The following is a 25,895-nucleotide window of genomic DNA, read 5'->3' on the forward strand; positions in this document are numbered from 1 at the left end:
CATACGATGGGGAAGGCATCGTCATTCCGTTCTCGCGGCGGCAACGGTCGTGGTCAAGGATGCCCATACAAGAGGGGAGTGGGCGATGTTGCCGTCGCCCGCAGCCCACTTCGCCAGTTGCTCTTGCTGCCAACGATGAAGCGACTGCAATGGGTCGGCGCTGGCGTGTGCGCGATCCACCGCAAGCGCAAGATCGACGGTAGGGACGACAGACTTTCGAAGACCGGCAGTCGTATGGAACGCATGATCGGTGGGAAGCGTCCAACGTGTGGTGGTGACCAGCGACGCACCGGAATCCACCATGGCCATGACCAGGCCGAACGTCTCCACAGAACGAAAGTCGACGCCGCCCTCGCACGCGATTAGAGCAACGCGCGACGGAATCGGCCAAATCTCGTGACCAGACTGCGGTCTATCCGAACCGTAGGCCCTCCAAACGTGCGGATCGGTGCACTGCTGCGTGCCCAACAGAAAGTCCAACGCGCACAGTGGGAGATGGTCACCTGGATGGGCGGGTGCTCGCTCACCGAGACGGGTCCGTGGTCGCAGCGCCTCGGCCATTCCCCAACGGCCCGCGTCGGAACTCGGTGCACCTGACGTGTCGTGCAGATGGATGGACGCCGAACCCGGTTCATCCGTGGTCGAAGATACGTGCCCGAAGTAGAACAATCTCGAGCGCGGGACGCGTAGTTCACGCGACAGATCGACTCTGTCGACAGTCTGCGACGCGTTCAACCCCCTCGAAGACGCCGCACTGGTGGAAGCGTTGGCATGTGCTGCCAACCCAGCGAGGAGGGCGTTCTTCGCGATGCCCGACAGTGTGCGGCCGAGCCCATGGTCCATGGCGCGGGTCGGCAAAGATGGATCGAGGATGTGCAGCGCGGGAAGATGTTCGACGTCGCTCCACGCAGGCGGGAGGACGGTGCGTTCGGCATGCACCGTCGTCGGCGGGTCCAGCGTGACCATTGCGACGTCCAGCAACCGCCGATCAGGTGTGACGAACAACAGCTCCCACGGCACGCGCGCCAACCGTGGACTGGGCGTCACACGTAGGTGGACACCTCCATGACGCAGCGACCGCTCGACGATCTCCTCACGCAGCGTTGTCGGAAACATCACCTCGGTGAGAGCCGCGGACAACGTTCTTTCGGTGTCAGGCTTCGCAAATGCGCCCGTGAGCAGCGCGCGACGGGTGGCCGCGTCCTTCGATTCGAATTGGTCCGTGCCGACAGGCAAGGGTGCGAGCAATGCACAATCGAGTAGATCGACAACGTCCTTCACCACGGTCCCGTCGAGCCTGACCGCCTGCGAACTCCCCGGGGTGTCCAACCAGGTCCACGACAGGTAGGTATCACCGGCGTCGGCGGCCCGAACCAGGACCGTCGGTTGATGCGCGCTGCTCATTCGCTTCCCGACAACGGCGATGGCAGTAGCTCGGCCAATAGCGGCTGCGCTCCTGCGGGTTGGTCGAGTCGTGACTCCAACCGGTCGACGAATGCTTCGATGGCTGCAACTCGGTTCGCGACGAGGATGGCAAGCGGTGTGTCCGAGGCGTCGGCAGCCGCCTTCGGGACATTCAACGCTGTCAGCGCCCGGCCGGCTGCTTCGACCGCGTCGCGCACGAAGCCATCCGCGGCCGACTGGGCAAAGGCTAGAACGTCCTCGTCGGCACCGAGATTCACGGCCGCGACAACGGCGTGCGCGGTACGACTGAGCATCCACGCGTCGAGCATGTGGCGGTCGACGCTGATCAGTGGTTCGGCCAGCGGTCCCAAGCGTAGATTCATGGTTGGGGTTTCGGCGTCGAAGAGGCCGAACACTGTTGTATCGAAGGATGTTTCGTTGATCGGCAAAGCTCCGAGGAGTACGTGCCCCTGCGCCATCATCGGTATGGTCGCGATCAGCTTTCCCGTTCGGTCGGCAGCGAAGCCGAGGATCCGGCTCGCCTCGTCACACTGCAGATCCACGGCCGCGTCGAGTTCAACTGAGAGCACTATTCGGTGAGTAGGCGCCTTTGTATCCACCTCGGCTGTCCACTCGGGAGAACGTGCACCGTTCCACCGCAGAATTCGCGGGGGCAGCACGTGCGGATCGATGTACCCCCGTTGCACCTCGGCGCGAGCGATCGACGGGCCGCCCGCCATACCTACATCAACAAGGCCGAAGGACTTGTCGTCGACGAGCTCTTCCAGCCAACGCTCTAGCCTCGTCTCGTCGATCTCCCGGACCGTGTCGACCCGGTTGGCCATTGAGAGCAACGGATAGCCCCAGGACAGCCCGCTTGTTGCAGCGCTGGCAGCCCTGGTCAAGGTGGCCAGTTCGGATAGTGCGCCGCCGGAGAGTTCACCGTTCGCTGCGTCGTCGGCAAGTGACTCCAAGGCCGGAAGAGCAAGGGCGACAAGCCTGCTCGCGCCGTCGATGTCGCCTGTTCGACGCCGTGCACCGGCCTCGTCCAGCATCAATGCGCCCTCGTCGAGCGGAGACATCCACCAGCGTGCGACCGCTGCGGTAGTAGCGCGTCGGGTCCAGTCGGCATCGAGATGAAAAGCCTCGCAACTGATCACGGCTCCGGACCCGTCGGATTCGACGACGTGCGCGAGGTCGGATTCGATACACGCTCGGGCGAGCGAGCCTACGTCGGCCTCCCGCGCGATGGTCCATCCCATCAGCGTCGACGGATCCGCTGCATCAACGACGACGTTCACTCCAGGCGCCAGTTCGAGGAAGACTTCTGCTACCGCGGGCGCGGTGTCGCCGTCCCAGTGCATTCCTGCGTCGTCGACGCGGATCGGGTGGCGGCTCATACCGCTTTGCCCGTCAGGCGATCCCACGCGACTCGATGTCCGCGCAGTGCGCTCAGTACGTCGGCGGTCTTCCCGGCCCACGTCTGACCCGGCTTCCTACTGCCGACCAGGTCGACACCATCGTTGCCGAAGACGTCGTCGTCGTGAATAACCGAAGCGAGGGCGCCCCTCGTCAATTGCAGGGCCAAAGCAATCGATGCGGTGCGCGTCGGGGCCAACGTGTCGGATGGGCACACTTGGTCGTACCTCTCGCGTAGGGCCTGCTCGAGCGCGCTCGCACCGTATCCGGCGAGCGAGCCGGCATCTGCCAAGATCTCGAGCGCTATCGCCCGCTCCCAGCAAATCACCCGCCCATCGCACTTCCAACCCCACGCATTGTCCGATTCGATTGGAGTTTGTGCCAAGTACGAACGGGCCTGCGTGAATAGGGTCTTGGTTTCTGTGCTGCGGTAGCCGAGTTCCAGATGCGCGGTGTCCAATTCGCTAGCTGACTTCCTCGCGTTCTCCCTGATCAGCGCACGCTGCAGATCCTGCCTCGCACGCGCGAAATTCGAACCGTAGACCTCGGTCAACGTTTTTTCGTCCAGCTCGACGGAATCCATATGGAGTCTGAGCAGGTTCCGTCGCGCGCGACGCCACGCCTCGCCTCGCACGTCAGCGGTCGTGTATAGGGTGCTGCCTTCGAGTAGGGGCAGATCCGAACGGAATCGACTGGAACATGCTTCTGTCAGGAAGCGGTCGAGCTTGTCCTCGACATAGGAGATCTCGTGCTCGGTCGGGAGGCGATCCGACACGTCAGCTTCTCCGTACAACTCGGTAAGTCGCTCGATTGCAGCAGCGATCGAGTCGGAGACCTCTTCGTCGGACGCATCGTCGATACGTTCGCGATATTCCGTCAGCTTGCCGTTGTACGAGCGCATCGACGCCGCGACGATCGCCGAACGACAGCGGTTCGGATTGTCGATAAAACGGTCCGCATGGTTACGGGATTCAACGACTGTGCCGCACGCCTCCGAATTGACCATCGCGTGGCGAGCGGCGGTCCGCGGGGGGCCGTCCTCGTACTTGCGGAGCACCTGCGCAATCCTTGCAGGTAGCCCGCCAGGGCGTTCGAGGCGGATGTCGGCAACTACGCCGGCAGAGCATCGGGCAAGAGTGTCCCCGTATTCGACAGCCACGGCACTCACCAGATCCCACACTTCGACGCCGCCGAGAACCTCGTTTGTGCCCAGCCGCAGGCGTCGAGAAGCTTCCGACGAAAACCGTTGTGCGACCCACTCCGCAGACCCCAGCGTCCCCATCCAGGCTGCCAAGTCTTCGGCCAGGTGTTTTACATTGGGCTTCGGCTCGGCAGTCGCTCTGACCCAGAGAGCGATCAGCTGGTTACGCGAAATGGGCTCTTCGGCGAAACGGCCCCTGTCAAGCTCTCTGCCCACCCACCATCGACTGGTTGCCCAGTCGGTGTTCGCCGACTGAGGGGGCATGTCATCGACTCCTTCGGTTTCTGTGGGACTGGGCCATGGTGCCAAGAAAACGCCGCCCCGCCCAGCAATGTCATCTATACGAACGACAGCGGTGTCCTTCCAACGTACGACTGCCGCGAACGGTCGATCTCGGCGATCATGGAACCCGAACTCGAGGCCTCGATGTGTCTCGTATCACCACGCCCGCGGCGTGGTCCAGCGGAAGTGAGGGGCATGACCGCGGTTGTAGTCATCTTGGGAATCGCAATGATGGTGACCTACTTCGTTCTCGGCCGCAGATCTATCGAAACACGCGAAACGAGACAGAAAACGCTATCGGACCGGTACCCCTACGGAAGCGCTTTTCTGGCGGGGTTCGTAGCGACCGCCGCATTGATTCAGATAGGTGGATCGGGGTCAATTGCGGTCGGTTCGGCTGGAACGCTTGGATTGATCGTCGCAGTGTTCGCCCTCACAACTGGTTGGCTACAGAATTTCCCGCCAGTCGAATTGGGTAGAGACCTGCTGTATTCCGTTATCGGTCTTTTAGCCCTGATACCGGCTCTGTCGAGTGTCACCGCGCCCACAATCTGCGGAGTCGAGAGTAATGCTCCATTGCGAATCAGCGTGATAGCACTTTTCCTTGCTCTTGCAGTCCTCTGCGGTGGCTTCAGTTTCTATCTTCGACCCAAGCGGAACTTTGGGGTCAGCAGCGTTGGACTGAGCTGGTTCGGTGCCAGTGAGATCGTCCTGTTCTTGGCCTCTCCGGCCGGGTTGGATAGCGGGCCCGGACCTGAAATCGCCGGTATCGTAGGGGCCGTCACTCTGGGAGCAATCATCGGATTCGCCCCGGAATACGGCTTGTTGACAGTAGGCGTGGGGCTTGCCTGCGTCTTCCTGTTGACCTCGGCGACGGGGACGACGCTGGACTGCCAGCATGTCGATGCGCTCGGCTCGGTCACTGTTTTCACTACCTACGCGGTCGTGTTCGGTCTCGGACAATTTGTGATCGGGAAAGTTCGCTCGGGGAGGGTGTCCAGATGACGCCCGAGACTGCATCTTCAGAAATATCCGCGGGTGTCCGCCTGCTAGAGGAGGGCCGCGCCCGCGACGGACTCCACGTATTGGAACAAGCGTTGGCCGGATGCGAGCAGGCGGGTGATGTGCGTCGTATCGCGTTGTGCTTGCGTTGGGTCGGCGCTGCACATGCTGAACTTGGGTCGACTGAGATGTCCATACGATCTCTACGACAAGCGATCGTCAATTCGTCGAGTGCGGACGACGTTCCTCTCGAAGCGGACTGTAGGGGATTGTTGGGTCTGGTGTTGTTCGACGGCGGCCGCAACGAGGATGCCGTCGAACAACTTCGTCACGCATGCGCGCTGAGCGAATCGTGCGGCGACACCGAGTCCGAAGCATATTGTTCGAGCTCTCTTGCCGAAGTGTACGAAGCGATGAACTGCTCTGAGCCGGCGAGAATGTTGTATCGGCTGGCAGCCGAGCTCTTCTGGTCGGTCCACCATGCAGCCGACTCGGCCGAGAACCGTGAAAGTGCCGGTTTGTGTTCGATCGATCTAGGCGAGGCAGAAGCTGCGCGGGACGACTTCGGCTTGGCTTGTGAGCTGTATGCGCGCGAAGGCGACGACCTCGCTGTGGCACGCTGCCGATTCTTGCTCGGTGTGTGTTCCGTCGAGGACGACCCTGCCGGGGCTGAACGCAACTTGAAAGCCGCGATCGACTACCTCGGCGCGCCCGAACATGCGGAGCTGGAAGGGGATTGTTGGGAACAACTGGGGGACCTGTACCTCGACGCTCAACGCGTCGACGAGTCATTTACAGCCTTCGAGAACGCCCTTGCCCTCCACGCGGAAACCGGGCGAGCTGTGCGCAGCGCACACTGCTACAAGCAAGTCGGCCGACTACACGCGCACTCGAGATCGGTCGGACCCGCTGTCGAGTCGTTCGAGGCGGCACGCAACCTATACGTAGATGTCGATCCTGGCGAAGCCGTAGACCTCGACATCATGCTCGGTCGCATCTTCGAGGACCTCGGACAGTATCCTGCCGCGATATCCAGCTACACCCGAGCCCGGCGCACCAGTACCCAACTGGATGACCCCGTTGCGACGGCGTTGTGCGACATGAATACCGGCACCGTGCGAATGCACCTCGGCGAACACGACACGGCGCGAGCTCTTCTGGTCAGCGCTGCCGACACCTTCGCGCGGTACGAGGCGCGCGTCGAGGAGGCTCAGTGTTTGCGATACCTTTCGTCCGTTCAACCCAGCACTACCCAGGAGAGCGCAGAGATGCTCGCCAAGTCCCTGCGGCTGATCGACGGCCTGGGTGAGGTCGAACTGGAGCTCGACTGTCGCCAGGACCTCGCGCTCGTCCAGTTCGTGCGGGGAAACTACGAGCGCGCGGTGGGGGAGTACGAATCGGTGCGAGAGGCATTCCTTGGCCTCGAGATGCACGAGAAGGCGGGGTTGTGCTTGCAGAGCGTCGGAATGTGCCTGATGAGCATGGGACGCTACGAGAAATCCGAACGCGCACTGACCGAATCGAGGGCCGTTTTCGTCAGGCACGAAATCCCGGCTGCAGTCGCCGTATCGGACGGTCACCTCGGTCAGCTCTACCTCGATACCGGTCGATTCGACGACTCCGAACACGCGTTCCGTCGTGCACGACAGGGGTTCGAGTCAGTCGGCGCGACGGATCGACTCGCAATGATCGATCAGAACCTCGGCGGGCTATACCTAGCGCGGGACGATCTCGATGCGGCCGAGCTCTCGTTCTCGCGGGCGCACGAGCAGTTCGCGCGTCTCGGTGACTCTGCGAGAAGTGCCGTCTGTCAGTGCAACATCGGGGCTGCTGTGTTCAAGAAGGGACAGTTCGCACGAGCATCTTCCCTGATCGGTCGGGCGCTCATCCACCTCGAGCGCGACCCAGACCACCGACGGTTGGTCGCCTGGGCTCACCGCAACCGCGCGTGCGCCGAATTGATGCTGGGCAACAGTGAGCAGAGTCTGGTTTTCCTCGGTTCAGCGCGACGTATGTCGAAGGAACTCGACGCGCTGATCGATGTGGCGAAGTGTGACTTCCTGGCCGCGCTGTGCCAGGCGTCGGTTCCCGGGCACGACCGTCTGCGAGCAGCCGTTGATCTAGCGCTGCCCGCACTGCTGTATCTCGATGCTCAACGGTTCCAGTTCGTCAGTGCGACAGCACGTAAATCGTGGTCAACGACGATGTCGTTGTGGAACTCGCATGTGTTCACTTGGGCACATGAGCTGGGTGACGCGACGCTCCTGACCGATTTGATCGAGTCGGCGATCAACTCGGGTACTCACGTCTCGGAGGTTTCAAGCGACGCGCATGCAGTGGTGTCCGAAGTGGGTGGGAGCATGGCGGAGGACACAGTCACACTGGATATCGCCGACGCGGTGGCTGGCGTCGCGAGGACTCTGATCGCCGGCGCCGTGCTACCCATGCGGCCGCCGCCGAGGTTGTCCATGCCGAGCGGCCGGATCGTGCTCGGACAGTTCCTTCAGTCAGTTGACACCCGCTATGGCTTGGTCGTTCGTCCCGCAACGGTGAACATCGCATGAAGGTTGTGTCGAAATGCATTGTTACGCCGAATAGCCGACAGACACGGCTGCGCTCGGGATCTAGTGTTTCAAATCGTCGTCACCCGTCACCGGGTGACGTGTTCGTCCGGACGAGTAGGAACCGAGAGTTTTGGCTGAAATAAGCAGAAGACGATCTGTGCATCGTGCAGACGCAGTATCGCTGCAGCCGGTAGGAAAGCCCAAGGCGGTTGTCACGGCGTCGCCGCCCAACAATTACCAGCTTTCCCGGCGGATGAAGCCTCGCTCCCGAGAGCTTCTCGTAGCAGTTGGCTCGCTCGACACGTCGCTGGACCCCCGGGCCAATGCTGAGATCATGAAATTGATACGAGACGAATACGATGCCCGTCAGGGCGGGGCACTTATCGGGCTGTTCGGCCGTTGCTATCTCGGGCCGCCGTACGTCGACCACAAACTCGATATCTACGGCAATATTTCTCAGCACTACACGGCTTCGGACACTGTCGAATTGCCGTATAGCAACGCACGCGCGCTGGTTCGAAACGACGCATACGCGTTTGTGGAATTGTATTCGGACGGATCGATCGTCCCCGTCCGCGACGACGGAGTGCCAGTACGAACCGGATCGACCTTTCAGTGAACTACTGGCCGACGAAAGGGCCCGTGCAATGACCGAAGACTACACACGCAATTTTCAGCAAGTCCTCAACGCAGTCAGTTCCGTCAACCATAATCTATCGACGGTCAGTGACCAGGTGACCGAGGTGACCACACAGGTGGGGGTGGTGTCGCGGGACCTTGCGGTCACCAGTGATGAGCTTCGAGAGCTACGCAAGGACTTCCAGGAGTACGTCCTGCAGGCAGAGCGCACAGCCAACGTTCAGCGGTCCGAGACGGTTCTCGGCAACGTCGAGGCCGCCCTCGAGCGCGAGTACGGCCATTACAAGGTGGTGCGCCGTACGTCGATCGGAACGCTTCAAGCGTTCGACCTCGGGAACGTCAGCAACCATACTGTGCAGCAGATCAGCGAGGAGCTGATGATTCAGACTCCGCGCTACTGGCTTGCGCCTGCACTCGTGGCGCTCGCGAGTTGGTCACGCGACGACGAGGATTTGTGCTCGCGCTCGATCGACGCAGCCTTCTCGCGTGATCCCCGCAAGACAAGCCTCTTTTTCGCGCTCACTCTACGACGCCAAGGCCGCTTGGAATCGTCGACGCGGTGGCTCAAGCACTACCTGTCGTCACTCGATCCGCACGCCCTCAGCCGCGAATTCGCAGTGATCCTGGAGGCGGCAGCACAGGACGCATTCGGTGCACACGGCCAACAGCTGATTGCGGCGCAACTCACCGAATGGAACCAGAGATTGCGCGCCGACCAGTCGGTCGTCGCCGCTCAGATCACAGCCTGGCAAAACGAAATTTCGCTGCACCGACCCACTGTGGTGGACGCCGAGTTCCCTCACCTATCCAAGATCAGCCCACAATGGGACGACGTGAAGCAGGCGCTGGAGTGCGCGGGTGCTCTCGGTTTCACGCAGGCCAAGTACGCACAGATCAAGAACTCGCCGAATGATTTGGGGTTGTCCACAATCGACCGTCTGGACGACATTCTCGAACTGTTGGTGACCGAGTTCGACGCCGAAGAACTCCCTTTCCAACGGGACGCGGTCTACCACCGCGCCGTGATCGAGCATGCTGGCGATCTCGATCGCGCCCGGCAGGAAGCCGACGCGCTCAACGTCGCACTCGAAGAGACGCTCGACGTCATATCTCTTCAGACTCAATCGGCTCTTCGGCCGGACCTGTTGGGTGTTTCGATCGGCACCCAAAAGGTTGCAATCGGAGTGTCGCGAGACGACTTTCAGCATGCTGTCGGCGCCTTCACCGCCGACTACCGGATGAAGCATCTGGACAAGGTGGAGTTGACGCTCGACCAGAACCACTCGAACTATGCGCAGACCCTCGGGTTCAAAGGCTGGAAAACCGATACCGAATTGCCCCAGGCAGAGGCGGAGAAGTCTCTGGCCGGAGTGTGGGAGTCATCGGTCGCCGAGTATCTTGAACGGGTCCGTTTCAAAGAAAGTTACTACCTCAAGGCAGGCGGAATCGCTCTCGCTCTTTCGGTTCTCGGTTTCCTGATCTTCGGTCTCGGCGGGCTTCTGGTGCTTCTCGTGTCGGGCGGCGCAGCCGGTTACATGGTCTGGAAGAACAAGACCGACGCCGAGAAGAAGTACCAGGAAGCACTGGCGATGCGAGAGCAGGCATTTCAGTTCTCTGTCGATATCTATCGAGCGGCAGTGGCCGAGTACGTCGACACCAAACTCCTGTACTCGGATGAGGACGCGAAAGAACAACCCCTGTTGAATCTGATCGGTACGTGGCCCACGGTGGCTGGTAGACAGGAGATCTCGGCATGACGGAAACCAACGCAAGTTCTCCGATCGTTCGTCGGACGCAGCGAGCGCCTTTCGTTCCCCCGAACCCGGAACAAGCGGACGGCCCAGCGGTGTCGCGACTATGGTCGCTCGGTGCGCGATCGTCGGGTAGAACGGAGCTTCCGCGCAATCGGAAGATCGCCGGAGATCTACCTTCATGGGATCCGACGCCACCCGGAGAAGTGCTCGTCCGCCGTGGTTCTGCTTCGTGACAACAAGTAGTAGCGACTATGAATTGTGGGTGCGGGCACTGCGGGCATGGGCGACGGATCCAGCTCATACAGTTTTGGATTTGCCTGTCCTGACAGAATCGTCGTTGCCTCCCAGTGCATACCAGCGACTTCTCGGACATCTCAATGAAGCACTGTCCACCGCAATGACGCGTTGGTCGTCCGAATTCACCGTTCAGTGGGGTCGAGCCACAACCGAACACGACCGTGAGCGCGCAATGGTTCAGATGCGCACGAAACTCGCGCGTCGGCTGCAGCTGGCGGATCATCCATCGCTCCCTGCGGTGATCCGAGACCTCCTATCGGAAAGCGCAGCGACTGACATCCGCAATCTGCAGCAGGAGATCGAAGACAATCTGCTCAAGAGCACCGCGAACGCGTCGAGCGACAGAAGCGTGCGAGAACGGTTGTTGAAGACAGCGAGGGCGAATTCATTGACCGCCATCCTCGAACCCAATTTTCCGCTCGACGCGCTCTTCCATCCACAGCCTGCTGCTCCGGCCCTCGAGAGACGAGTAAAGCTGGAGGGGGATTCAAGCGACGTCGGTTTGTCCGGGCTGCACTACACACCGAAGCGCCGGATTGTGACTATCGAGCGCACTCCGGCCGAGGAAGGTCACAGTAATGCCCAGTAAGGTCGACACGGCAGACATACTCGAGCGATTTCTGAAAGCACGGGTTCCTCTCATCGTTCTGCGTACGATCGAGGGGACACGGGGCCTCGATCTCTTGAAAGGCGTTGCGTCCAAGTTTCGAGCGATGCCATTTTACTATCACTCGCGGGCAACCGGTTTGTTCGACATCACCAGCCCAACGCCTGTAATCGACGATCGCAGCTTTGTTGGGGCGCTCGACTTCGCCACAGCAACGTTCTCCGGACGAAACAATGCCAACTTTATCCTGACGGACGTCGACGACATCGAGACTGACAGCTCGTCGGCGCGGCACTTGGCTGAGATCTCGAGACTCGCAGAGACTCATCAGGGATCGATTATCGTCATTGCCTCGGGGCCTGTCTGGTCTGGTTTGGCCAGGTTGGGAATGTCGGTCTCTCTCGACTTGCCTGATGCGAGTGAGCTGTACACCGACGTGGTCAAAGCTTACGTCGACGACCATCGTGCTGTGATGCGCATCGAGTGGGAACACGAGGAGATGCGGCTCGCATCCGAGGCGCTCGTGGGCGTCACCGAAACCGAAGCGATCAACGCCATCACCACGATGCTTGCACGAGGATCTCTGCTCAAAGACGATCTTTCGGAGCTTTCCGTCTTCAAGGACCAGATTTTCGGTGAGCTCAGTGGAATCGAACGTGTCAAATTGAAGGACAACGACTATCAGGTCGGGGGCCTCACAACACTCAGAGAATGGTTGACAACGCGGCGCGAACTCATTCGTGCCGACCTCAGCGGAACCCATCTGCATCCCCCGAAGGGGGTATTGCTCGTCGGCGTACCGGGGTGTGGGAAGTCGCTGAGTGCAAAAGCCATTGCCGCCGAGTGGAAACTACCGCTCTACAGGTTGGACATGGCGTCAATCCTGGGCATGTATGTCGGGGTGTCCGAAAGTCGATTGAAAGAAGCACTCGATACTGCCGACCGGATCGCACCATGCATCCTGTGGGTCGATGAAATCGAAAAGGCGCTCGCTGGAGGAAATTCGGACTCTGGTACCACGACTCGCCTGATTGGACAATTTCTATTCTGGCTACAAGAATCCACGTCGAAGGTTTTCATGGTGGCGACTGCCAACGATGTGTCGGCGCTTCCTCCGGAGTTGCTTCGCAAGGGTAGGTTCGACGAACTCTTCTTCGTCGATCTTCCGGACGAGCGGGATCGCTCGGAGATTATCTGCCTCTACTTTCGCAAGTACTTGCAGGTCGAGCCCAGCGCGGAACTCTTGGCCGCTTTGGCGGAGATATCGGACGGCTTCGCCGGCTCGGACATCGAATCGGTTGTTCACGACATCGCGGCAGCGATGTTCATGCAGCATCGGGACACACCGCCCGGCGACGAATACATAAAAGACGTGTTCGCGAACGTCATGCCGTTCAGTCGAACCAACCCGGAAGAGGTGGCCGCAATCAGGGCATGGGGTCGCGATCGAGCAATACCAGCAGGCCGATCTACTCCACTCGACGCGCGTCAAGCATCCGCGACAACGTCTCGCCGCCTAGTGATTTTGAACTGAAGGGTCCCAGGCGTAGGCGTTGTCCTCGACGGGTTGGCGTTCGCCAACAGAGTGCCCAGCAAGTGCGTGGCGAGGGGTGATGATCGTGTCCGGTTCGAGAAGCGACCCGATCAGGGAATCGCCGGAGTATCAACAGCTCCAGCGAGAATTCGTCGTGACCGATGAGCCGGAGCTGAAGTCGCAGCTCTACACCGGTGCGGAACCGCTTCACTACGGCTCCACGACCAGTAGTGCGTGACCGCTGGCGTCGACCTCCGCGAGTTGCGCCACCAATTCATCGTCTTGGCACTCGGAACCCCGCGGTAGGTCGGATCGACCGATGACGCGTCGAGACCGAGTTGGCGCAGCAATGTCGACGGCGTGAGAATCGAGAAACGGTTGCGCTCAGGCCCGTGACGCTGCGGCTTGCCTGCGGCGACATCGAGAGTGCCGAACAGAATGGGGATTTCGTTGAAACCGCAAGCTCGCGGTGCGCGACATCGACGTTGAGATGCGACATACGTGGACGGGTCGACCGTGGACAGATGCACCATGGGGACCGGCCCGGAACCGTTCCGCTCTTCCTTGCGTCTGAATCTGTAGGACCGGTTACCACGCCGGAGTAGGGGAGGACATTCGTGAAGATTCCATCAGATTTTCCACCGGTGCTGTATGTGCCGTGCTATCAGCACGTTTCGGATCCGTCGGACGCGCGTGTGTTACTCGACAACACACGCGATGGCAGATCCTCGCTGTTTGTCTACTCGGCGCTGGACCGCCTGTACACGTGCATGGGCAGGGACCAGCCGTGGGTCGTAATTCCGACCAGCTACTTGTCCTCGCTGAGGGATGTGGCGCCCTTCGACCTGGTGTTGCTCGACGTTGTGGTGCCCGAGGAGGCTCGCGCATCATGAGCATCGTCGTGGATTGCGAGGAAGTACGAGTGCAGGCAGGATATGTGAACGACGCCGCGATTCGGGTCGACGAGGTTGCGCCGTCGATACCCACTGTCGTCGACGGAGGAATTGGGACTGCCGCGATACTCGGTATCTTGGCCAATTTCGTAACCTCTGCGGGTGAGCTGGTGATCGGCCTTGCCGGGGTGAGCAGCGTACTGGACGAGTGCGCCACTCGATACGCCCAGCAAGACATCGTCGCAGCAGACGAGATCAACGCCGCGGCGTGGGCGGAGTAGGGCATGAGCATCGACACCCACATCGATGGTGATCCTGAATCCGTCCGCCAGGTCGCGCGTTTCCTACGCGACCGGCTCGCTCCGGCCGTGGAGGAATCAGCGGACACGGTGTTCGCGGCCCGAAACAGAATCGACGGAGCGTGGGACGGGCCTGCATCCGAGAAAGCAATCCCGAAGTTGACCGCCGGTGCCGAGGGCGCCCTGAAGATGTCGGCGGCGGCTCGGGATCACGCTCAGAAGATCGACATTTTCGCGGATGGACTGCAGAAGGCGCTGGACATGATGGCTGGCGCGCGAATCGACGCGGCCGCCGCAGGGTTGTTCGTCGTCGGCGATGTTATCGAGGAGGCTTCGTCGGGGGCTGTGGCTGTCGCCTACGGGCAAGCACTCGACACCGCCGACGCGGCGCGGACCGTCGAACGTGAGGCGGCCGGGGCGCTGGCGGGAGTCTGGACCAATCCATACGTCGATTGGTTCTTCGTTGCAACGGAATTGGTGGACGCCGCTGCAAACTCGGTCGTCGATGTTCAGGTGAGCGCGCTGACCCAGAAGTCGGCGTGGCTGGTATCGGAATCGCGCAAGTACGTCGATCTCGCGTTGAACGCCCCTGAGGGAACGCCCGCCTCGGTGGTCTACCGCGACCTGGATTACGCGAGCACTACAGCGGCCAGAGCGGTCGATGTCGCCGAGACTGCAGAGGACCTCGCTTCGAAGTCGGAACGCGTATCGTCCCGTTTGGGTGGGGGTTTGGCAGTTGCTGGTGTTGCGTGGGACATCTACAACGGTAAGCCTGCGGGTCAGGCCATTGTGTCCGGAGGGGCGAGCTTCGCTACATCGGCCGCGGCCGGAGCGGCCATCGGAACCCTCATCCCTGCACCGGTTCTCGGAACAGTTGTCGGTGCGGGAGTAGGAGCCGTCGTCGGGATATTCACCTCCGGTGCCGTCGACACGCTCTACGAAGACGGGATCGGTAGTGCGGGGGATGCCGTCGTAGACGGTTGGGACGCGTTGTACGACACGGGTGCTTCGATCGGCGATCTAGCGACGGGAGCCTGGGATGCACTCTTCTGATTCCACAGTGCAACCCTATGTGCTGCAATCGAAGCCGCGGATCTGGCTGATCGTGCGGAGTGTGCTGGGTCTGGCTGTGGCCGCAGTCCTTGTGTACGGCTCTGTTCCGCTCATGTTCGAGAGCACCTGGAGGGCAGGCGGACTGGGGCTGTCGATGGCAATCTGCATCGTCACGTTTACCACGTATGCGTGGTTCAATCGGAACTCGTCGAAAATCGGTTCGGCTGTGCTGTCCAGAGTCCGTGGATCCACCGTCCGGTACGAGCGTTGGGGATTGCTCTGGCGGTGCGTCGTCGTTGCGTCGGTCGCGTTGATGACCGCGTTCACTCTGTGGTTTCTCGTTCCGCTCTGGGCGACGTTCTATGTGTCTCTGGCTTTGCGTTCGGTTCGGAACGGTTGGGTCGAATTGGACGCTGACGGAGTGCGCCATCGCGGCTGGTCGTTCGACATGAGAGCACCGTGGGATTGCATCCGAACCGTGCAGATCGAGAATCGCACGGTTCGGACCCGGCACGGCTTTTGGTTGGTTAGGTACCAATGCGTGGTGTTGAAGCCGGAGATCGTCTTACCGGAGCCTGGACACAACACAGCGCGCCTGTGGCGAATCGAAAAGATGCCGCTTTTCGCGGTCGAGCTCGATTGCCGGCGTTTCGACGTCCACCCCGTGGTCTTGCAGGAGTGGATTGCGTTCTACCTGCACAACCCGAAGATGCGATTCGAGCTCGGCACAGATGCGGCCGCAGAGCGGTTGGCCGCCATCGCCTTGTAAGCCGCCTTCGCTTCTCAGCGCTGTCTCCACAGCGTCATGTTCGGCGATCGGACTCGATACGGCGGTCAGTGCGTCCAACCTGTAGCTGTTGCAGCCGTGCTCGCAGGGTGCGGCAGCGGTGTGGAGGGGAGTCCCATTCGCAATCGGGCCTGGGAATTCCTTCCGCATACCAAACGGTACTGAGTAAAAGCGTTTCATCGGCGATGTTGTTGCGCGTCGTGAATGCGTCGTATGGAGTCTCGTCGACGCTCTGGTTGCGCAACCGGTGACCGACAAACCCTTCGTGCAAAGGTCATTCGGAGTCAGTGACATGGCTGCGCAACGTGCCATACACCGCTTTGCCGAGCGGACCCGTTAGGGGAGAGGGTAGGCGGCGTCAGCCGAGTGCCTCTGCGATCCTCGGAGCAAGATTGTCGATGGCATAGGGTATCGACAGCACCGAGTTGTACGTGATTGCGCCGCGCTGGTCGATGGTCGCGGGAATGATCGCGCCGTTGCGGCCAGCAGTAGTGTTCGCGAAAGATGGGTTCTCGGCGACGATGTCGAAGTTCTCGTCGGGTCCGAGGACGAGCATGACGTCGGCGTCGAGCAGGTTCACATTCTCCGCGGACACTTCCACGTAGAAGGTGTCGCCGGTGTCTCGGCTGGTGACTTCGTCGGGGATGCGGAAACCTAGTCCTGTCAAGAATTGGCCGCGGCCGTCGCCAGGCAAGAAGCCAGCGTAGACGCCGTCGTAGGACATCACCGCGACGCCCGTCTTCCCTGCGAACTGTGGGTATTTCGCGACTGTGTCTGTGATGAGTTGATCGGTCTTCGCGTTCAGCTCTGCGCCCTCCTCAGCAACGCCGAGTGCGGCGGCGATGGTCTCGGTCGCCTGAGCGCGAGGCACAGCGTAGGCGGCAGTTCCCTGCGGTCTGGCGACGGTGGGTGCGATCTCGCTGAGCTTGGCGTACATGTCTTCGTCGAACCCAGCGGCAACGCCGAGAATCAGATCAGGTGCCAAGCCTGCGATCTGCTCGAGATTCGGCTCGGAGTCCGACTCGATGCGCGTGAGTTCGGCGTCGCCGACCAGCCCTTCTGCCCACGGTCCCAGCCCCGTCTCGTAGAAGACGAAACCGGTGTTGCCGACGGGAACCTGTCCGAGCGCCAGGACGACATCGGCGTCGGATACGCCCAATGCGACAATGCGTTCGGGCTTCTCCGGCACGGTGGTGCTGCCGAATACGTGCTCGATGGTGACAGGGAACGCGCCGGATGCCTCGGTCGTGCCCGACGTGTTTCCCTCGGGAGACGCGCACCCCGCCGCCAGCACCACGCTCACCAGCACGGCACTCAACTTCCATGAACCAATTCGCACGGTCTTCTCCAGACTTTCAGTCGCAGGAAGGCAACCCTAACTACAGGTCGAGAATTGTGCAAAACGGGTTTCCGTGGGAGTAGACAAGGACGCGGCTCCGATATCGTGGTCGACGATGAACGACTACGACGGACTTGAAGCCGCTGCGCTCGCGATTCTCCGCCTTGATGGCCCGCTGAGTGACGAGCAGTGGGCCGAGAAGATGGTCGAGCACGGCCACGGTGACGAGCGCGAGATGTTCGAGCTCATCGACACGTTCGAATCCGATGAGCGCGGATTTTTCGAGGATGGCCGCAACATCCATCTCCGTGCGCTCCTCGAGGGTCGAATCCTCACTCATCGCGTGACCGGCGGGGAGATCCTCGTCGACATCGTGGAAATCGGCAACGAGTTCTCACCAATGACCGAGTTGGTGGATAACGAAGCGAAACAGCGCGGATACGAGACTGTCTCCACCGCTATCACACCGTCGGCCGTATTCCGCGAGCGCGGCGTCATGGACCCGGGGTGGCCATCGGAAGGACTGATGCTGCCGCGCGGCACCCTGGCGGACTTTCGGCCCGGCGACGTCCTCGGTCTGACGGTCGAGAACGGGCGGATCGACACTCGACGCATTACTCAACCACTGGTGGAGCCCGACATCGCCGAAGAGCTACTTGAGCTCGTCGGCGACAGAGCCGCCTACATCGACGCCGTGGCGTGGCAATTGATGTACGAGAATCCGTCGCTGTTCCGCGAGGCAACTGTTCCCCTGCCCGAAATGCTGGAGGCAGCAGGCCTCGCGATCAACGTCGACTTCGTCGCGCGCAGTGGGTTCGACTTCGCAGCGGAGCGGCAGCGCACCGCGACGAACATGCTGGGCAGAACCTTCGAGCTCGACGACGCGGAGTCGGCCGCACTGGATGCGTTCCTGACGCTGGTGCAGGACGCCATACATGTGACGGGCGACGACCGGACCCAGCGAATTCGCGAGGCAGTAGCCGCCGATCCCGATTCGTGGGCTCACCTATCGGACCCGTATCTGGCCCATGCCGCGCTGCAGCTCATCGTCAGAATGGACGGGGGAGTACCAGCACTGGCCGCCGTTGCCACCGCTTTGGTCTCTCTGGTGCCGAAGTCCGCGCGTGCGTCGGTGCATTGGCTGCACGCCCATGCCGTCGATCTGATCGGTGATCCAATAGCAGCGGAACGCAGCCTGCAGCGCGCAGTCGACCTGAATCCGACATTCGAGGTCGCATGCCTCGAACTTGCAGAGTTCGCATATCTGCGCGGCGACGCGACGCATGGTATGTCGGTACTGCGGCACATCGGTTTGGCTGAAGACGCCCAGCAACTTCGCGCCTTGCTGGAGGACATGCTGCCGCGCGAACACCCAGGTCTTGGACGCAACGATCGATGCTGGTGCGGGTCGGGACGCAAATACAAGGTGTGCCACCTCGGGAAGAGTGACGCAACGCTCCAGGACCGGGCTCGATGGCTCTACAGCAAGGCAGATCATTTCCTGGCCGTAGGTCGAGGCGAAATGGAACTGCGGGCGCTCGCCGACATCAGGACCGCGTACTGGGAAAAGACCGACGATCCACTCTCGCAAGCACTTCACAATAACCCGTTCATCTTGGATGTGCTCCTGTTCGAAGGCGGACTGTTCGGCGATTTCGTCGAAGAGCGCGGATCGTTACTGCCGTCGGAGGAATTGAACCTCGCGCAGCAGTGGCTGCTGATCGAACGCTCCGTTCACGAAGTCGAGTCGGCCACACCGGGAGAAGGATTGTTAGTGCGGGACATCCGCACGGGTGACCGCCAGTTCGTGGCGGAAAAAATGGCCAGTCGCATACTGACGCCAGGCCAGTTCGTCTGTGCACGTGTGGTTCCGGTCGGTTCGGAGTTGCAGTTCTACGGAGGACTAGAGCCGGTACACCCGTCGCAGCGGCACGAGCTGATCGACATGCTCGACAATCACGTGGATCCTGAAGATCTGGTCGACTTCCTCAGTGCCCGATTCGCTCCGCCGAAAATTGCTTCACGCGAGGGCAATCCGATTGTTTCTGTGAAGCGCGGCTCGAACTCGGCGAATTGAACGGCATTCGTCGCAAACTCAGTCGCAAATACGGTGCAGCCGAGGGGAATTGCTGGCATTGGACAGGCGGGGCAAGCGTCCTCGGCATGCTCACACTCGACAGTACGCAGCTGTCGGTCGAAGCAATGACGGAAGGGCGCTTCGACGAGATCATCGATGCGGTCATATCCATGCATCCCACGCTGACGGTTGTCAGCGAGACACGGACACCGGCCTCCGATCGCATGGCGGACGCGTCGAAGAGCGCCGAAAGAAGTGGCATCGAACAGGGCGAGGATCTCGAGCAGGACCCTGAGATCGCATCCTTCCTCGAAGAGCGGATACGAGAGCATGAAGCGTCGTGGATTCACGAGAAGATCCCTGCGCTCGACGGTTACACGCCGACTCAGGCTGCCGCGGACCCAGCTCGCCGCGAGGATTTGATCCGCTTGCTCGACTCGTTCCCGGAGACGGGGAACCCGGGCGCAATGAGTCCTCGCAGACTTCGCCACTCCCTAGGGCTCGACGACGGCTCTGCGTTCTGGAGAGCGCAGCGATAGGCCGCGAGCAGCGCACTCTCGATGCTTCTGGCAACCTGCACCGAACGCTTGAGCGTCCGCTGCGATTGACGGCGAGAGAAGTTAAAACTACCCACCGCATGGTTGGCTAGCCTGCCGGCAGCCCACCCGCGCCCTCCAACCAATGAGCCATGCTCAGGCCGCCGGTGTCCTGGGGGCCACGAGTAGTGCGTCATTTACGAACGATGATCCTAGTGCCACACCGGCCCAAACTTTGACCGGTGAAGTGCGAAAATCTACAGCGTTGATTGCCCCGGTGAGGTCGCGTGGACGGTCACTGCGTCGCGCAGGGTGACTGACGGGCCGGTCAACCGTGCGCCAGAAGTAACGGCTCTACGGCGTCGACGATCTTCCAAGCTGGCCTGTACGAGTGGGAATCCGCGTCGTCGACTTCGAGTTCAGCGATTTCGACTCCGACTACCTCGCTGTGTGCGAGCACTGTGGTGCACGCATTCAACTGCACAAGCGTCATTCCGAATGGCACATGGTAGTCGGTCGGCACTGTTCCCGGATCCAGTACGTCGCAGTCGATGTGGACGTAGACGGGTCTGCCGGCGACCACGCGCCGGAGGTCAGTTGCCATATTCGACCCGACTGGGACAAGGGTGATTGATCCGCTATCAACGAGCTCTTGCTCGGCCGGGTCGAGATCTCTTGTCCCGACGAGAATCGCGTTGGTTGTCGCGAGTCCTGCTCCGAGCCCCGAGTCCCACATCCCCAGAGGCCCGGACAACGCGAGGCCACCGAGATAGCCGGTCGCCGTCGTCAGTGGTGTATTGAGATCTGCATGTGCGTCGAACCAGACAACGACCGCATCCGGACGGCGCTTCGCAACGACAGGCAGCGTCGCTAGAGCGACAGCGCAACGGCTGAGGGCGGTGACCGGTGTTGCGCCCCTGCTGAGCAGATCGTCGTAGTGAGCCGCCATTTCCCGAAGCTCTGGTGCGGCGAGTCGCAGTTCCTCGTCCCATGTTGTGGGTGGCCGCGACCCTCGCTGACCGATCACTGTGGCGCTGACCGAAAGTCGCTTCTCGAGCACTTTCGCGAGTAGCGGGGTCGCGGCCATTGCACGGTCGTTGTGGTCGCCGACTCGTCCGGCAAAGTGCGTTAGTGCGACGGTCACAGCGTCTCCTCGAACGAATGCGGATTGGGATCGACTCAACCGTAGATAGCAGCGATGTGGTCCTGCAATCGACGCTGTGCCGACAATGTGCGGCTATTTCGAGCAGAATGATGTGTCCGGTTAGGCTTTCTGCATGATCGATGATCTCGACAGGCGGCTTCTTTCACTCCTGAGGGCTCAGGCCAGAACGCCGGTGGCTGTGCTGGCCCGCGAGCTCGGGGTCAACCGGTCGACGGTGACAACGCGGATCGATGCGTTGACGCGGTCGGGGGTGATCGAATCGTTCACGATCCGGCTCAGCGACGAGGTCGACCGCGATGCGATTCGTGCGATCACGCTCGTTCTCAGTGATCCGCAGGCGGGTCAGGACATCGTCCGTGTGGTGCGGGGATTCCCGGAGGTGGAACGGCTGCATTCCACCCTTGGGGCATGGGATCTGGTGGTGCAGCTCAGGGCACCGTCGATGGCGGAATTCGATGCGGCCTTGGAGCGGATACGCGCCATTCCTGGTGTCCGCGATACGCAGACCAGCCTGCTCATGAACTCGCTCACCGGGCATTGAGAGAGCGATTCGACCTGAACCTGTCCATCGGCGGCGGGCGAACTGGGCCAGATCTCGTCAGTCCAACGGAACCAACTGGGGTCCGTCGGCGTCTAACCTATTGATCGACGTGATCGAGGGGGTCCGATGCGTAAACGGGTGGCGACGCTTGTCGCCGTGGCGACGATGCTTGCAGGGTGCGGCGGCGGAGTCGAGGGAAGTCCGGTCGCGGCCGAGCGGTGGGATCCGTGCAGCATTACCCCCGAGGCCATCGAGGCGGCGGGATTGGATCCGTCGTACCGCAACGAGGGATGGGGTGAAGGACTAAGCGTCCCGGAATGGGCGAGATGCGAGTACATGCCACCAGGTCCGAGACCGGCCTATGCGCTGACCGCGATGTCGTCTATCGATCACACGATCGGCGAGGCTCGGGCGAAGTCGGCGAATCGCGAGGGTCGCGATCTTGTGGTGGGTGGGCGTGATGCGTACATGTACAAGACCGAGTTCGGTCCCGCAATCAGGGACTGCAACATCGCGCTCGACGTACCGCCGGGAGTCGTGGTGTTCACAGTGCTCTACCAGGAAGACGATGGCGCGGATGCATGCGAAATAGGGCTCGAACACGTCCATGATCTGGAAAGTGCGGTTCCGGCCGCACCCAAGTAGGAGGTCTCAATGGGAAAGCCGGACGAACCAGCGACCTACTGGCAGGCGCTCGCGGTGGCCGCCGATCAAGGGCAGTTGTACCTGAATCCCGAAGCGGCGCGGGCTTGCAGCGCGGCTTGCGACGAGTACATCCAGAAGCTGGAAGAGCATCAGCGTAGAGCGAGTAGTTTGACCCATGTCAGTGGATGGGGTGACTTCGATTCAGGCAAGGATCTGGAGAGGATCTTTTCGGAGAAAGCGGCTGGCGGTGCGAACAACATGGTCGGCGTCCTCCAGAGCCATATCGACGTCGTCGAGGAAATGAAGGTGGTCTTCGGCAAGTTCTTCGCTGCGACGGAAGCCGCTGACGACGCCAATGCTTCTGACCTACAGTCCCAGGGGCCGAAGTAGCGGAAGCCGCAACGCCGCTTCGTCGTTGAAATGGTGGCGCAGCAGTGCTCGACGTCATCTGTTGGTTTGCAGGACGTTCGAGTTCCGAATCTTGCGCAGTCAGCCGTCCCTGATTCATACGACGTGTAACCGCGAACGACTCGGCTGTGGTGAGCACACTCTATTGACCGGTTCTCACGATGCAGAAGGCAACGTTCGGCTCGGCTGACCGCGAACGTCGCTGGGGCGCAGGCTCATCTGATCGAGGGAGAGGGGCATATTTCCCTCATGCAGAAGGCCCCTGCGATTCTCGCGGACCTCCGTCGGCTCGGCGGTCTGGACTGACAACTCAGGCGATGTGTGGGCGGTTCCGAAAGAGCAGCGGACGGAAGACAGTGGCCGCAAATACCATGAACACAACTGCGACGACGGTCAGCACGACGACTTGACCGACCGAGGCGGCCGGATCCGAACGGGCCACCATGACCGCAGCCATCGCCGCCACGGACGGCGGAACCAGTGCGAACCAACCGAGCACTGCATAGAGCGCTTTCTGGGCAAACCGTGTTCCGCGAAAGAGCGCGATCGCAGTGACGATGGTCGCTGGAACCACGAGACCCAGGTCGAGCAGCACAATTGACCAGAAGAATGTGCGCGCATCCGCGAATTCGGCCGGCATCGCACCGCCGAAGATGGGGCCGAGGTATCGCGACAGTATGAACGCTGCCAGCGCAAGCAGGACTAAGCCTGAATTCACCGATGGGCTGAGTGTGTGACCGTGAATCTTGTTGTGCGGGGTCGGCTCGGGTGTGGACATGGTCGGGTGCCCGATCTCGGGTGTCGGGTTGTTCCACTGGGTCTTTCGCATTGCGGGCGGGTATGGACTGCTCGGTTAGGGAAGAATGTGGGCGTTTCGCCCGAACATGCTGTCGAACATTGCCTTCCAGCTCGTTTCCCAGGCCCACTTCTCCGGTAGGTGCAGGGTGAGTCTGCGCGCGGAGTAGGCGATCCGGGCGGGCACCGAAATCAATGTGCGCCTGATGGTCCCGGTCGTGGCTTTCGCGAGTGTCGGTTCGCCGGTCAGGGTGGCGGCGGCGCGGGTGAGGTTGAACGCCATCACCGCGCAGACCAGCCAGGCCGCGTTCGCGCAGAACTTCCCCGACGGCATGTGGGCGAGGGCTGAGTTCTTCAGGTCGGCATGGACCTGTTCGATGATCGCGTGGCGGCGATGGGTTCGGTCGGCGGCGACGGTGTCGAGGTCGGCGCGGTCGGTGGTGGTGAAGAACGCGTGGAAACGCCACACGTCGAACAACTCGCCCTGACCTTGGTCTTTCTTCGGGCGCAGGTCCGGGATGCGGCGCACGATCAGTCGGCCGGGAACGTGATGGGATTTCTTCTGCGACGCGAACGCGGTGAACGGAATCTCCGCTACCTCGGCCACCGAAATCCATTGCTGGGTGCCGGTGTCGTAGATCGAGTTGGTGTAGCGGATCGGTGTCCACGCGTCATCGGCGATCGAGCTGATCGCGGTCTTGATCACCGAGTTCAATCCGGTGGTGATCGAGACATCCGCACCGCCGCGCAGCGCGGCACCGATGCTGGGATATCCGAAATACGCCGAGTCCGCCCGCAACAACGGCTTCGGCGATGCGCCCACGGTGTCGGTGTCTGTGTTGGTTTTCGAGACTGCGTCGCGGAGTCGGTCGACGGTGGTGAGGGTGTCGGCGATCATGCGTGCGGCACCACGGGAGGATCCGCAGGCGCCTTTGCGGAGGCGTTGGGCGGTGATGACCGGCGCGGTCGTGCTGGTGGTGACGGTGGTGATCACCGAGTTCAGGCCTCGGACGCCGGAGTAACCGTAGCCGGATCCTTGTTTGCTGTGGCCGTGGACTTCGATGATGGAGTCGTCGATGTCGATCATCACCGGTTCGGTATCGATACCGGCCAGCAGCGGTGTGCGTTCTGTCAGTGCCAGCAGTAGCCGGGAGGCGACGGCGTCGAGCTGGCGGACGTGACCGAACCGGAACTGCCGCAGAAACGATCCCAGGGTCGAGGGCGCGTAGGGCCGCTCGAACAGAATGTGCATCGCGCCGTGCCGCAGGATCGCCATGTCGGAGATACTGTCCGCACCCGCGACCATGCCCGCGACCAGGGATCCGATCTTGCGGCCTGCGTTGGATCCCGTGTCTCCCGGAACCGACAGATGGTCATCGGCGAGCGTGAGCAGGCCTGATCGCTGCGCCAACGCCATCACCGGCACCAATCCGGCCGCGGATACCAAGTTGGGGTCGTCGAAGGATGCGGCAGCGACGGGTCGGGTGTGGGATAGTTGCATCTGCGAGATGCCCTTCGTCGTGGTTGAAATGTTCCCTAGACAAGAACAATTCTCTCACTACGGCAGGGCATTTCGTGTTTACAGCGTGCGGCCGACCGTCGCTGACTCGGTGCATCCAGGCTAAGCCGTTGATGCGTTGTCTGGTCGGCGTCGTGTCCGGCATCGGAGCGGCGTCGGTGATCGTCCAGGCCCAGACGGCGAGAACGGCACTCAATGCGAAAACGCCGAGGTCGAACAACACAACCGCGTTGAACGTCGCATACTCCGGGCCGAGCACGTACTGAACGAACATGTACGCGGTGTAGGCAGCTGGTCCGAAAGCCATTGGGCCAGCGGCGCGGTGACCGCGCAACGCCAGCACTCCGGCGGCAATGCTCAACGGGGTGACCAGGATGAGGGTGACGATCTCCAAGCCGATCAGCTGGTTCTGCAGGGTGATCGAGATCGGATAGTCGAAGACTTCGATGCCGAGTGGTCCGAGGGACGAATTCGATACCAGCAGAAAGGCCAGGGCAAACATGCCGGTCCCGAATACGGTGTGCACAGTCGTCGGCGATTGATCCTCTGGTTTACCAAGCATTTTGGGCATCACTGCAGGCCGCGTTGTTCCGAACTACCGGTGTGGTCGGCCGTTCGAGTCCACCAGATCACTGCGACCCCGGTCACGAGGTAGATCGCCTGTAGGAAGTGAAACGCGCGAATGGATGCGATCTCGGCAACTATCCACACGATCATGATCACCCCGGACAGAATGCTGGCCAGCTGCCAGCCCGCAATCCGTTTGATCATCGCCGACGCCGCGAACAGAGAGCTCCCTCCCACGATCGCGAGCAGAATCACGCCGGGGAAGTAGAGACTGCTGAAGTCTGTGTGCTCGACCCACGTGGGTTGTTCGGGGATCAAGGCGGTCATCAGCGCAATTCCTCCGCCGACCGCTGATACCCCATTGAAAAGTAGCAATCCGAGAACGAATTTGCTGACTTTGTTCATGCCCGCAGCCTATGCCCGGCACACGTGAATTGTTGGGCTCCCGACTTCCGCAACGCCGCCAACTCCCCGACGATTGAGTCGACATCGTCCCAACGATGACCAGCTGCGGAGGAATCTCGAGAGAGGTCCCGAGATCAACGCACCACGCTCCCGCATCGCTTGA

25 protein-coding genes are annotated in these 25,895 nt (G+C 61.3%); 16 read left to right on the forward strand and 9 right to left on the reverse strand.

What is annotated here, in order from left to right; translation table 11 throughout:
* Positions 1–21 precede the first annotated feature (21 nt).
* From WDS16_RS03650 to WDS16_RS03660, 3 genes are read right to left on the reverse strand one after another with little or no spacing between them, the layout of a single operon-like run.
* Positions 22–1,404, reverse strand: a complete 1,383-nt coding sequence (locus WDS16_RS03650) for a hypothetical protein (RefSeq protein ID WP_338890571.1) — start codon at positions 1,402–1,404, stop codon at positions 22–24.
* A complete protein-coding gene (locus WDS16_RS03655; protein ID WP_338890573.1) occupies positions 1,401–2,804 on the reverse strand; it encodes a hypothetical protein in 1,404 nt (467 codons plus the stop codon). Before WDS16_RS03655 ends, WDS16_RS03650 begins: the two co-directional genes overlap by 4 nt.
* A complete protein-coding gene (locus WDS16_RS03660) occupies positions 2,801–4,288 on the reverse strand; it encodes a hypothetical protein (RefSeq protein WP_338890575.1) in 1,488 nt (495 codons plus the stop codon). The genes WDS16_RS03655 and WDS16_RS03660 overlap by 4 nt, the downstream gene beginning before the upstream one ends.
* A 213-nt stretch (positions 4,289–4,501) precedes the next feature.
* On the opposite strand from WDS16_RS03660, the gene WDS16_RS03665 reads away from it, so the two are divergent.
* The 11 genes from WDS16_RS03665 to WDS16_RS03715 all read left to right on the forward strand — a co-directional run bounded on the left by WDS16_RS03665 (position 4,502) and on the right by WDS16_RS03715 (position 15,717).
* Positions 4,502–5,311 carry a hypothetical protein gene (locus tag WDS16_RS03665; protein WP_338890576.1) on the forward strand — a complete coding sequence of 270 codons (810 nt, stop codon included), beginning with the start codon at positions 4,502–4,504 and terminating at the stop codon, positions 5,309–5,311.
* On the forward strand, positions 5,308–7,872 hold the full coding sequence (locus WDS16_RS03670; RefSeq protein WP_338890577.1) for a tetratricopeptide repeat protein: 2,565 nt from the start codon (positions 5,308–5,310) through the stop codon (positions 7,870–7,872). The genes WDS16_RS03665 and WDS16_RS03670 overlap by 4 nt, the downstream gene beginning before the upstream one ends.
* Positions 7,873–8,206: 334 nt before the next feature.
* A complete protein-coding gene (locus WDS16_RS03675; RefSeq protein WP_156520379.1) occupies positions 8,207–8,491 on the forward strand; it encodes a hypothetical protein in 285 nt (94 codons plus the stop codon).
* 28 nt (positions 8,492–8,519) lie between these two features.
* Positions 8,520–10,268, forward strand: coding sequence for a hypothetical protein (locus WDS16_RS03680; RefSeq protein WP_338890581.1), 1,749 nt, complete (start codon positions 8,520–8,522; stop codon positions 10,266–10,268).
* A gap of 310 nt (positions 10,269–10,578) precedes the next feature.
* Positions 10,579–11,151 carry a hypothetical protein gene (locus tag WDS16_RS03685; RefSeq protein WP_338890583.1) on the forward strand — a complete coding sequence of 191 codons (573 nt, stop codon included), beginning with the start codon at positions 10,579–10,581 and terminating at the stop codon, positions 11,149–11,151.
* A gap of 124 nt (positions 11,152–11,275) precedes the next feature.
* Positions 11,276–12,703 (forward strand): AAA family ATPase, encoded by a 1,428-nt coding sequence (locus WDS16_RS03690; protein WP_338890585.1) that lies wholly within the window; start codon positions 11,276–11,278, stop codon positions 12,701–12,703.
* Positions 12,704–12,788: 85 nt separating this feature from the next.
* Positions 12,789–12,941: a hypothetical protein gene (locus tag WDS16_RS03695; RefSeq protein ID WP_338890587.1), complete on the forward strand. Its 153-nt coding sequence runs from the start codon at positions 12,789–12,791 to the stop codon at positions 12,939–12,941.
* A gap of 379 nt (positions 12,942–13,320) precedes the next feature.
* Positions 13,321–13,596 carry an SAV_915 family protein gene (locus WDS16_RS03700; protein WP_338890589.1) on the forward strand — a complete coding sequence of 92 codons (276 nt, stop codon included), beginning with the start codon at positions 13,321–13,323 and terminating at the stop codon, positions 13,594–13,596.
* The gene (locus WDS16_RS03705; protein ID WP_338890591.1) at positions 13,593–13,877 is read left to right on the forward strand and encodes a hypothetical protein; all 285 of its coding nucleotides are present in this window, start codon (positions 13,593–13,595) and stop codon (positions 13,875–13,877) included. The genes WDS16_RS03700 and WDS16_RS03705 overlap by 4 nt, the downstream gene beginning before the upstream one ends.
* Before the next feature lie 3 nt (positions 13,878–13,880).
* Complete coding sequence (locus WDS16_RS03710) at positions 13,881–14,948, forward strand: hypothetical protein (RefSeq protein ID WP_338890593.1); 1,068 nt, start codon at positions 13,881–13,883, stop codon at positions 14,946–14,948.
* Positions 14,949–14,967: 19 nt separating this feature from the next.
* Positions 14,968–15,717 (forward strand): hypothetical protein, encoded by a 750-nt coding sequence (locus tag WDS16_RS03715; protein ID WP_338890594.1) that lies wholly within the window; start codon positions 14,968–14,970, stop codon positions 15,715–15,717.
* Between the two features lie 376 nt (positions 15,718–16,093).
* Here the strand turns inward: WDS16_RS03715 and WDS16_RS03720 are convergent, their stop codons facing one another.
* Complete coding sequence (locus WDS16_RS03720) at positions 16,094–17,074, reverse strand: iron-siderophore ABC transporter substrate-binding protein (protein ID WP_338890596.1); 981 nt, start codon at positions 17,072–17,074, stop codon at positions 16,094–16,096.
* 115 nt (positions 17,075–17,189) lie between these two features.
* On the opposite strand from WDS16_RS03720, the gene WDS16_RS03725 reads away from it, so the two are divergent.
* Positions 17,190–19,151: an SEC-C domain-containing protein gene (locus tag WDS16_RS03725; protein WP_338890597.1), complete on the forward strand. Its 1,962-nt coding sequence runs from the start codon at positions 17,190–17,192 to the stop codon at positions 19,149–19,151.
* A gap of 86 nt (positions 19,152–19,237) precedes the next feature.
* Positions 19,238–19,690, forward strand: a complete 453-nt coding sequence (locus WDS16_RS03730; RefSeq protein WP_338890599.1) for a hypothetical protein — start codon at positions 19,238–19,240, stop codon at positions 19,688–19,690.
* A 325-nt stretch (positions 19,691–20,015) separates the two neighbouring features.
* Here the strand turns inward: WDS16_RS03730 and WDS16_RS03735 are convergent, their stop codons facing one another.
* Positions 20,016–20,831, reverse strand: a complete 816-nt coding sequence (locus tag WDS16_RS03735; protein ID WP_338890601.1) for an arginase family protein — start codon at positions 20,829–20,831, stop codon at positions 20,016–20,018.
* 133 nt (positions 20,832–20,964) lie between these two features.
* On the opposite strand from WDS16_RS03735, the gene WDS16_RS03740 reads away from it, so the two are divergent.
* The 3 genes from WDS16_RS03740 (at position 20,965) to WDS16_RS03750 (ending at position 22,428) form a co-directional block, all read left to right on the forward strand.
* Complete coding sequence (locus WDS16_RS03740) at positions 20,965–21,393, forward strand: Lrp/AsnC family transcriptional regulator (RefSeq protein WP_338890602.1); 429 nt, start codon at positions 20,965–20,967, stop codon at positions 21,391–21,393.
* 126 nt (positions 21,394–21,519) lie between these two features.
* Positions 21,520–22,038, forward strand: coding sequence for a DUF3558 family protein (locus tag WDS16_RS03745; RefSeq protein ID WP_338890605.1), 519 nt, complete (start codon positions 21,520–21,522; stop codon positions 22,036–22,038).
* 9 nt (positions 22,039–22,047) lie between these two features.
* Positions 22,048–22,428 (forward strand): hypothetical protein, encoded by a 381-nt coding sequence (locus tag WDS16_RS03750; protein ID WP_338890607.1) that lies wholly within the window; start codon positions 22,048–22,050, stop codon positions 22,426–22,428.
* A 328-nt stretch (positions 22,429–22,756) separates the two neighbouring features.
* Here the strand turns inward: WDS16_RS03750 and WDS16_RS03755 are convergent, their stop codons facing one another.
* The 4 genes from WDS16_RS03755 to WDS16_RS03770 are packed head-to-tail and all read right to left on the reverse strand — an operon-like array spanning position 22,757 to position 25,732.
* Positions 22,757–23,275 carry a hypothetical protein gene (locus WDS16_RS03755; RefSeq protein WP_338890609.1) on the reverse strand — a complete coding sequence of 173 codons (519 nt, stop codon included), beginning with the start codon at positions 23,273–23,275 and terminating at the stop codon, positions 22,757–22,759.
* A gap of 24 nt (positions 23,276–23,299) precedes the next feature.
* Positions 23,300–24,658, reverse strand: coding sequence for an IS1380 family transposase (locus WDS16_RS03760; RefSeq protein WP_422395809.1), 1,359 nt, complete (start codon positions 24,656–24,658; stop codon positions 23,300–23,302).
* Positions 24,615–25,322: a hypothetical protein gene (locus tag WDS16_RS03765; protein WP_338890612.1), complete on the reverse strand. Its 708-nt coding sequence runs from the start codon at positions 25,320–25,322 to the stop codon at positions 24,615–24,617. Before WDS16_RS03765 ends, WDS16_RS03760 begins: the two co-directional genes overlap by 44 nt.
* An 8-nt stretch (positions 25,323–25,330) precedes the next feature.
* On the reverse strand, positions 25,331–25,732 hold the full coding sequence (locus WDS16_RS03770; RefSeq protein ID WP_338890614.1) for a hypothetical protein: 402 nt from the start codon (positions 25,730–25,732) through the stop codon (positions 25,331–25,333).
* Positions 25,733–25,895 lie beyond the last annotated feature (163 nt).

Source organism: Rhodococcus sovatensis, assembly GCF_037327425.1.
In the GTDB taxonomy this organism is placed as follows: Bacteria; Actinomycetota; Actinomycetes; order Mycobacteriales; family Mycobacteriaceae; genus Rhodococcoides; species Rhodococcoides sovatense.

Bases quoted from the DNA above. Each gene is read 5' to 3' on its own strand.
- WDS16_RS03665 (WP_338890576.1), top strand. From the start codon at position 4,502: ATGACCGCGGTTGTAGTCATCTTGGGAATCGCAATGATGGTGACCTAC.
- WDS16_RS03705 (WP_338890591.1), top strand. From the start codon at position 13,593: ATGAGCATCGTCGTGGATTGCGAGGAAGTACGAGTGCAGGCAGGATAT.
- WDS16_RS03760 (WP_422395809.1), bottom strand. From the start codon at position 24,658: ATGGCGTTGGCGCAGCGATCAGGCCTGCTCACGCTCGCCGATGACCAT.
- WDS16_RS03740 (WP_338890602.1), top strand. From the start codon at position 20,965: ATGATCGATGATCTCGACAGGCGGCTTCTTTCACTCCTGAGGGCTCAG.
- WDS16_RS03730 (WP_338890599.1), top strand. From the start codon at position 19,238: ATGCTCACACTCGACAGTACGCAGCTGTCGGTCGAAGCAATGACGGAA.
- WDS16_RS03655 (WP_338890573.1), bottom strand. From the start codon at position 2,804: ATGAGCCGCCACCCGATCCGCGTCGACGACGCAGGAATGCACTGGGAC.
- WDS16_RS03745 (WP_338890605.1), top strand. From the start codon at position 21,520: ATGCGTAAACGGGTGGCGACGCTTGTCGCCGTGGCGACGATGCTTGCA.
- WDS16_RS03755 (WP_338890609.1), bottom strand. From the start codon at position 23,275: ATGCGAAAGACCCAGTGGAACAACCCGACACCCGAGATCGGGCACCCG.
- WDS16_RS03670 (WP_338890577.1), top strand. From the start codon at position 5,308: ATGACGCCCGAGACTGCATCTTCAGAAATATCCGCGGGTGTCCGCCTG.
- WDS16_RS03725 (WP_338890597.1), top strand. From the start codon at position 17,190: ATGAACGACTACGACGGACTTGAAGCCGCTGCGCTCGCGATTCTCCGC.
- WDS16_RS03650 (WP_338890571.1), bottom strand. From the start codon at position 1,404: ATGAGCAGCGCGCATCAACCGACGGTCCTGGTTCGGGCCGCCGACGCC.
- WDS16_RS03675 (WP_156520379.1), top strand. From the start codon at position 8,207: ATGAAATTGATACGAGACGAATACGATGCCCGTCAGGGCGGGGCACTT.
- WDS16_RS03680 (WP_338890581.1), top strand. From the start codon at position 8,520: ATGACCGAAGACTACACACGCAATTTTCAGCAAGTCCTCAACGCAGTC.
- WDS16_RS03765 (WP_338890612.1), bottom strand. From the start codon at position 25,322: ATGCTTGGTAAACCAGAGGATCAATCGCCGACGACTGTGCACACCGTA.
- WDS16_RS03750 (WP_338890607.1), top strand. From the start codon at position 22,048: ATGGGAAAGCCGGACGAACCAGCGACCTACTGGCAGGCGCTCGCGGTG.
- WDS16_RS03660 (WP_338890575.1), bottom strand. From the start codon at position 4,288: ATGCCCCCTCAGTCGGCGAACACCGACTGGGCAACCAGTCGATGGTGG.
- WDS16_RS03710 (WP_338890593.1), top strand. From the start codon at position 13,881: ATGAGCATCGACACCCACATCGATGGTGATCCTGAATCCGTCCGCCAG.
- WDS16_RS03770 (WP_338890614.1), bottom strand. From the start codon at position 25,732: ATGAACAAAGTCAGCAAATTCGTTCTCGGATTGCTACTTTTCAATGGG.
- WDS16_RS03690 (WP_338890585.1), top strand. From the start codon at position 11,276: ATGCCATTTTACTATCACTCGCGGGCAACCGGTTTGTTCGACATCACC.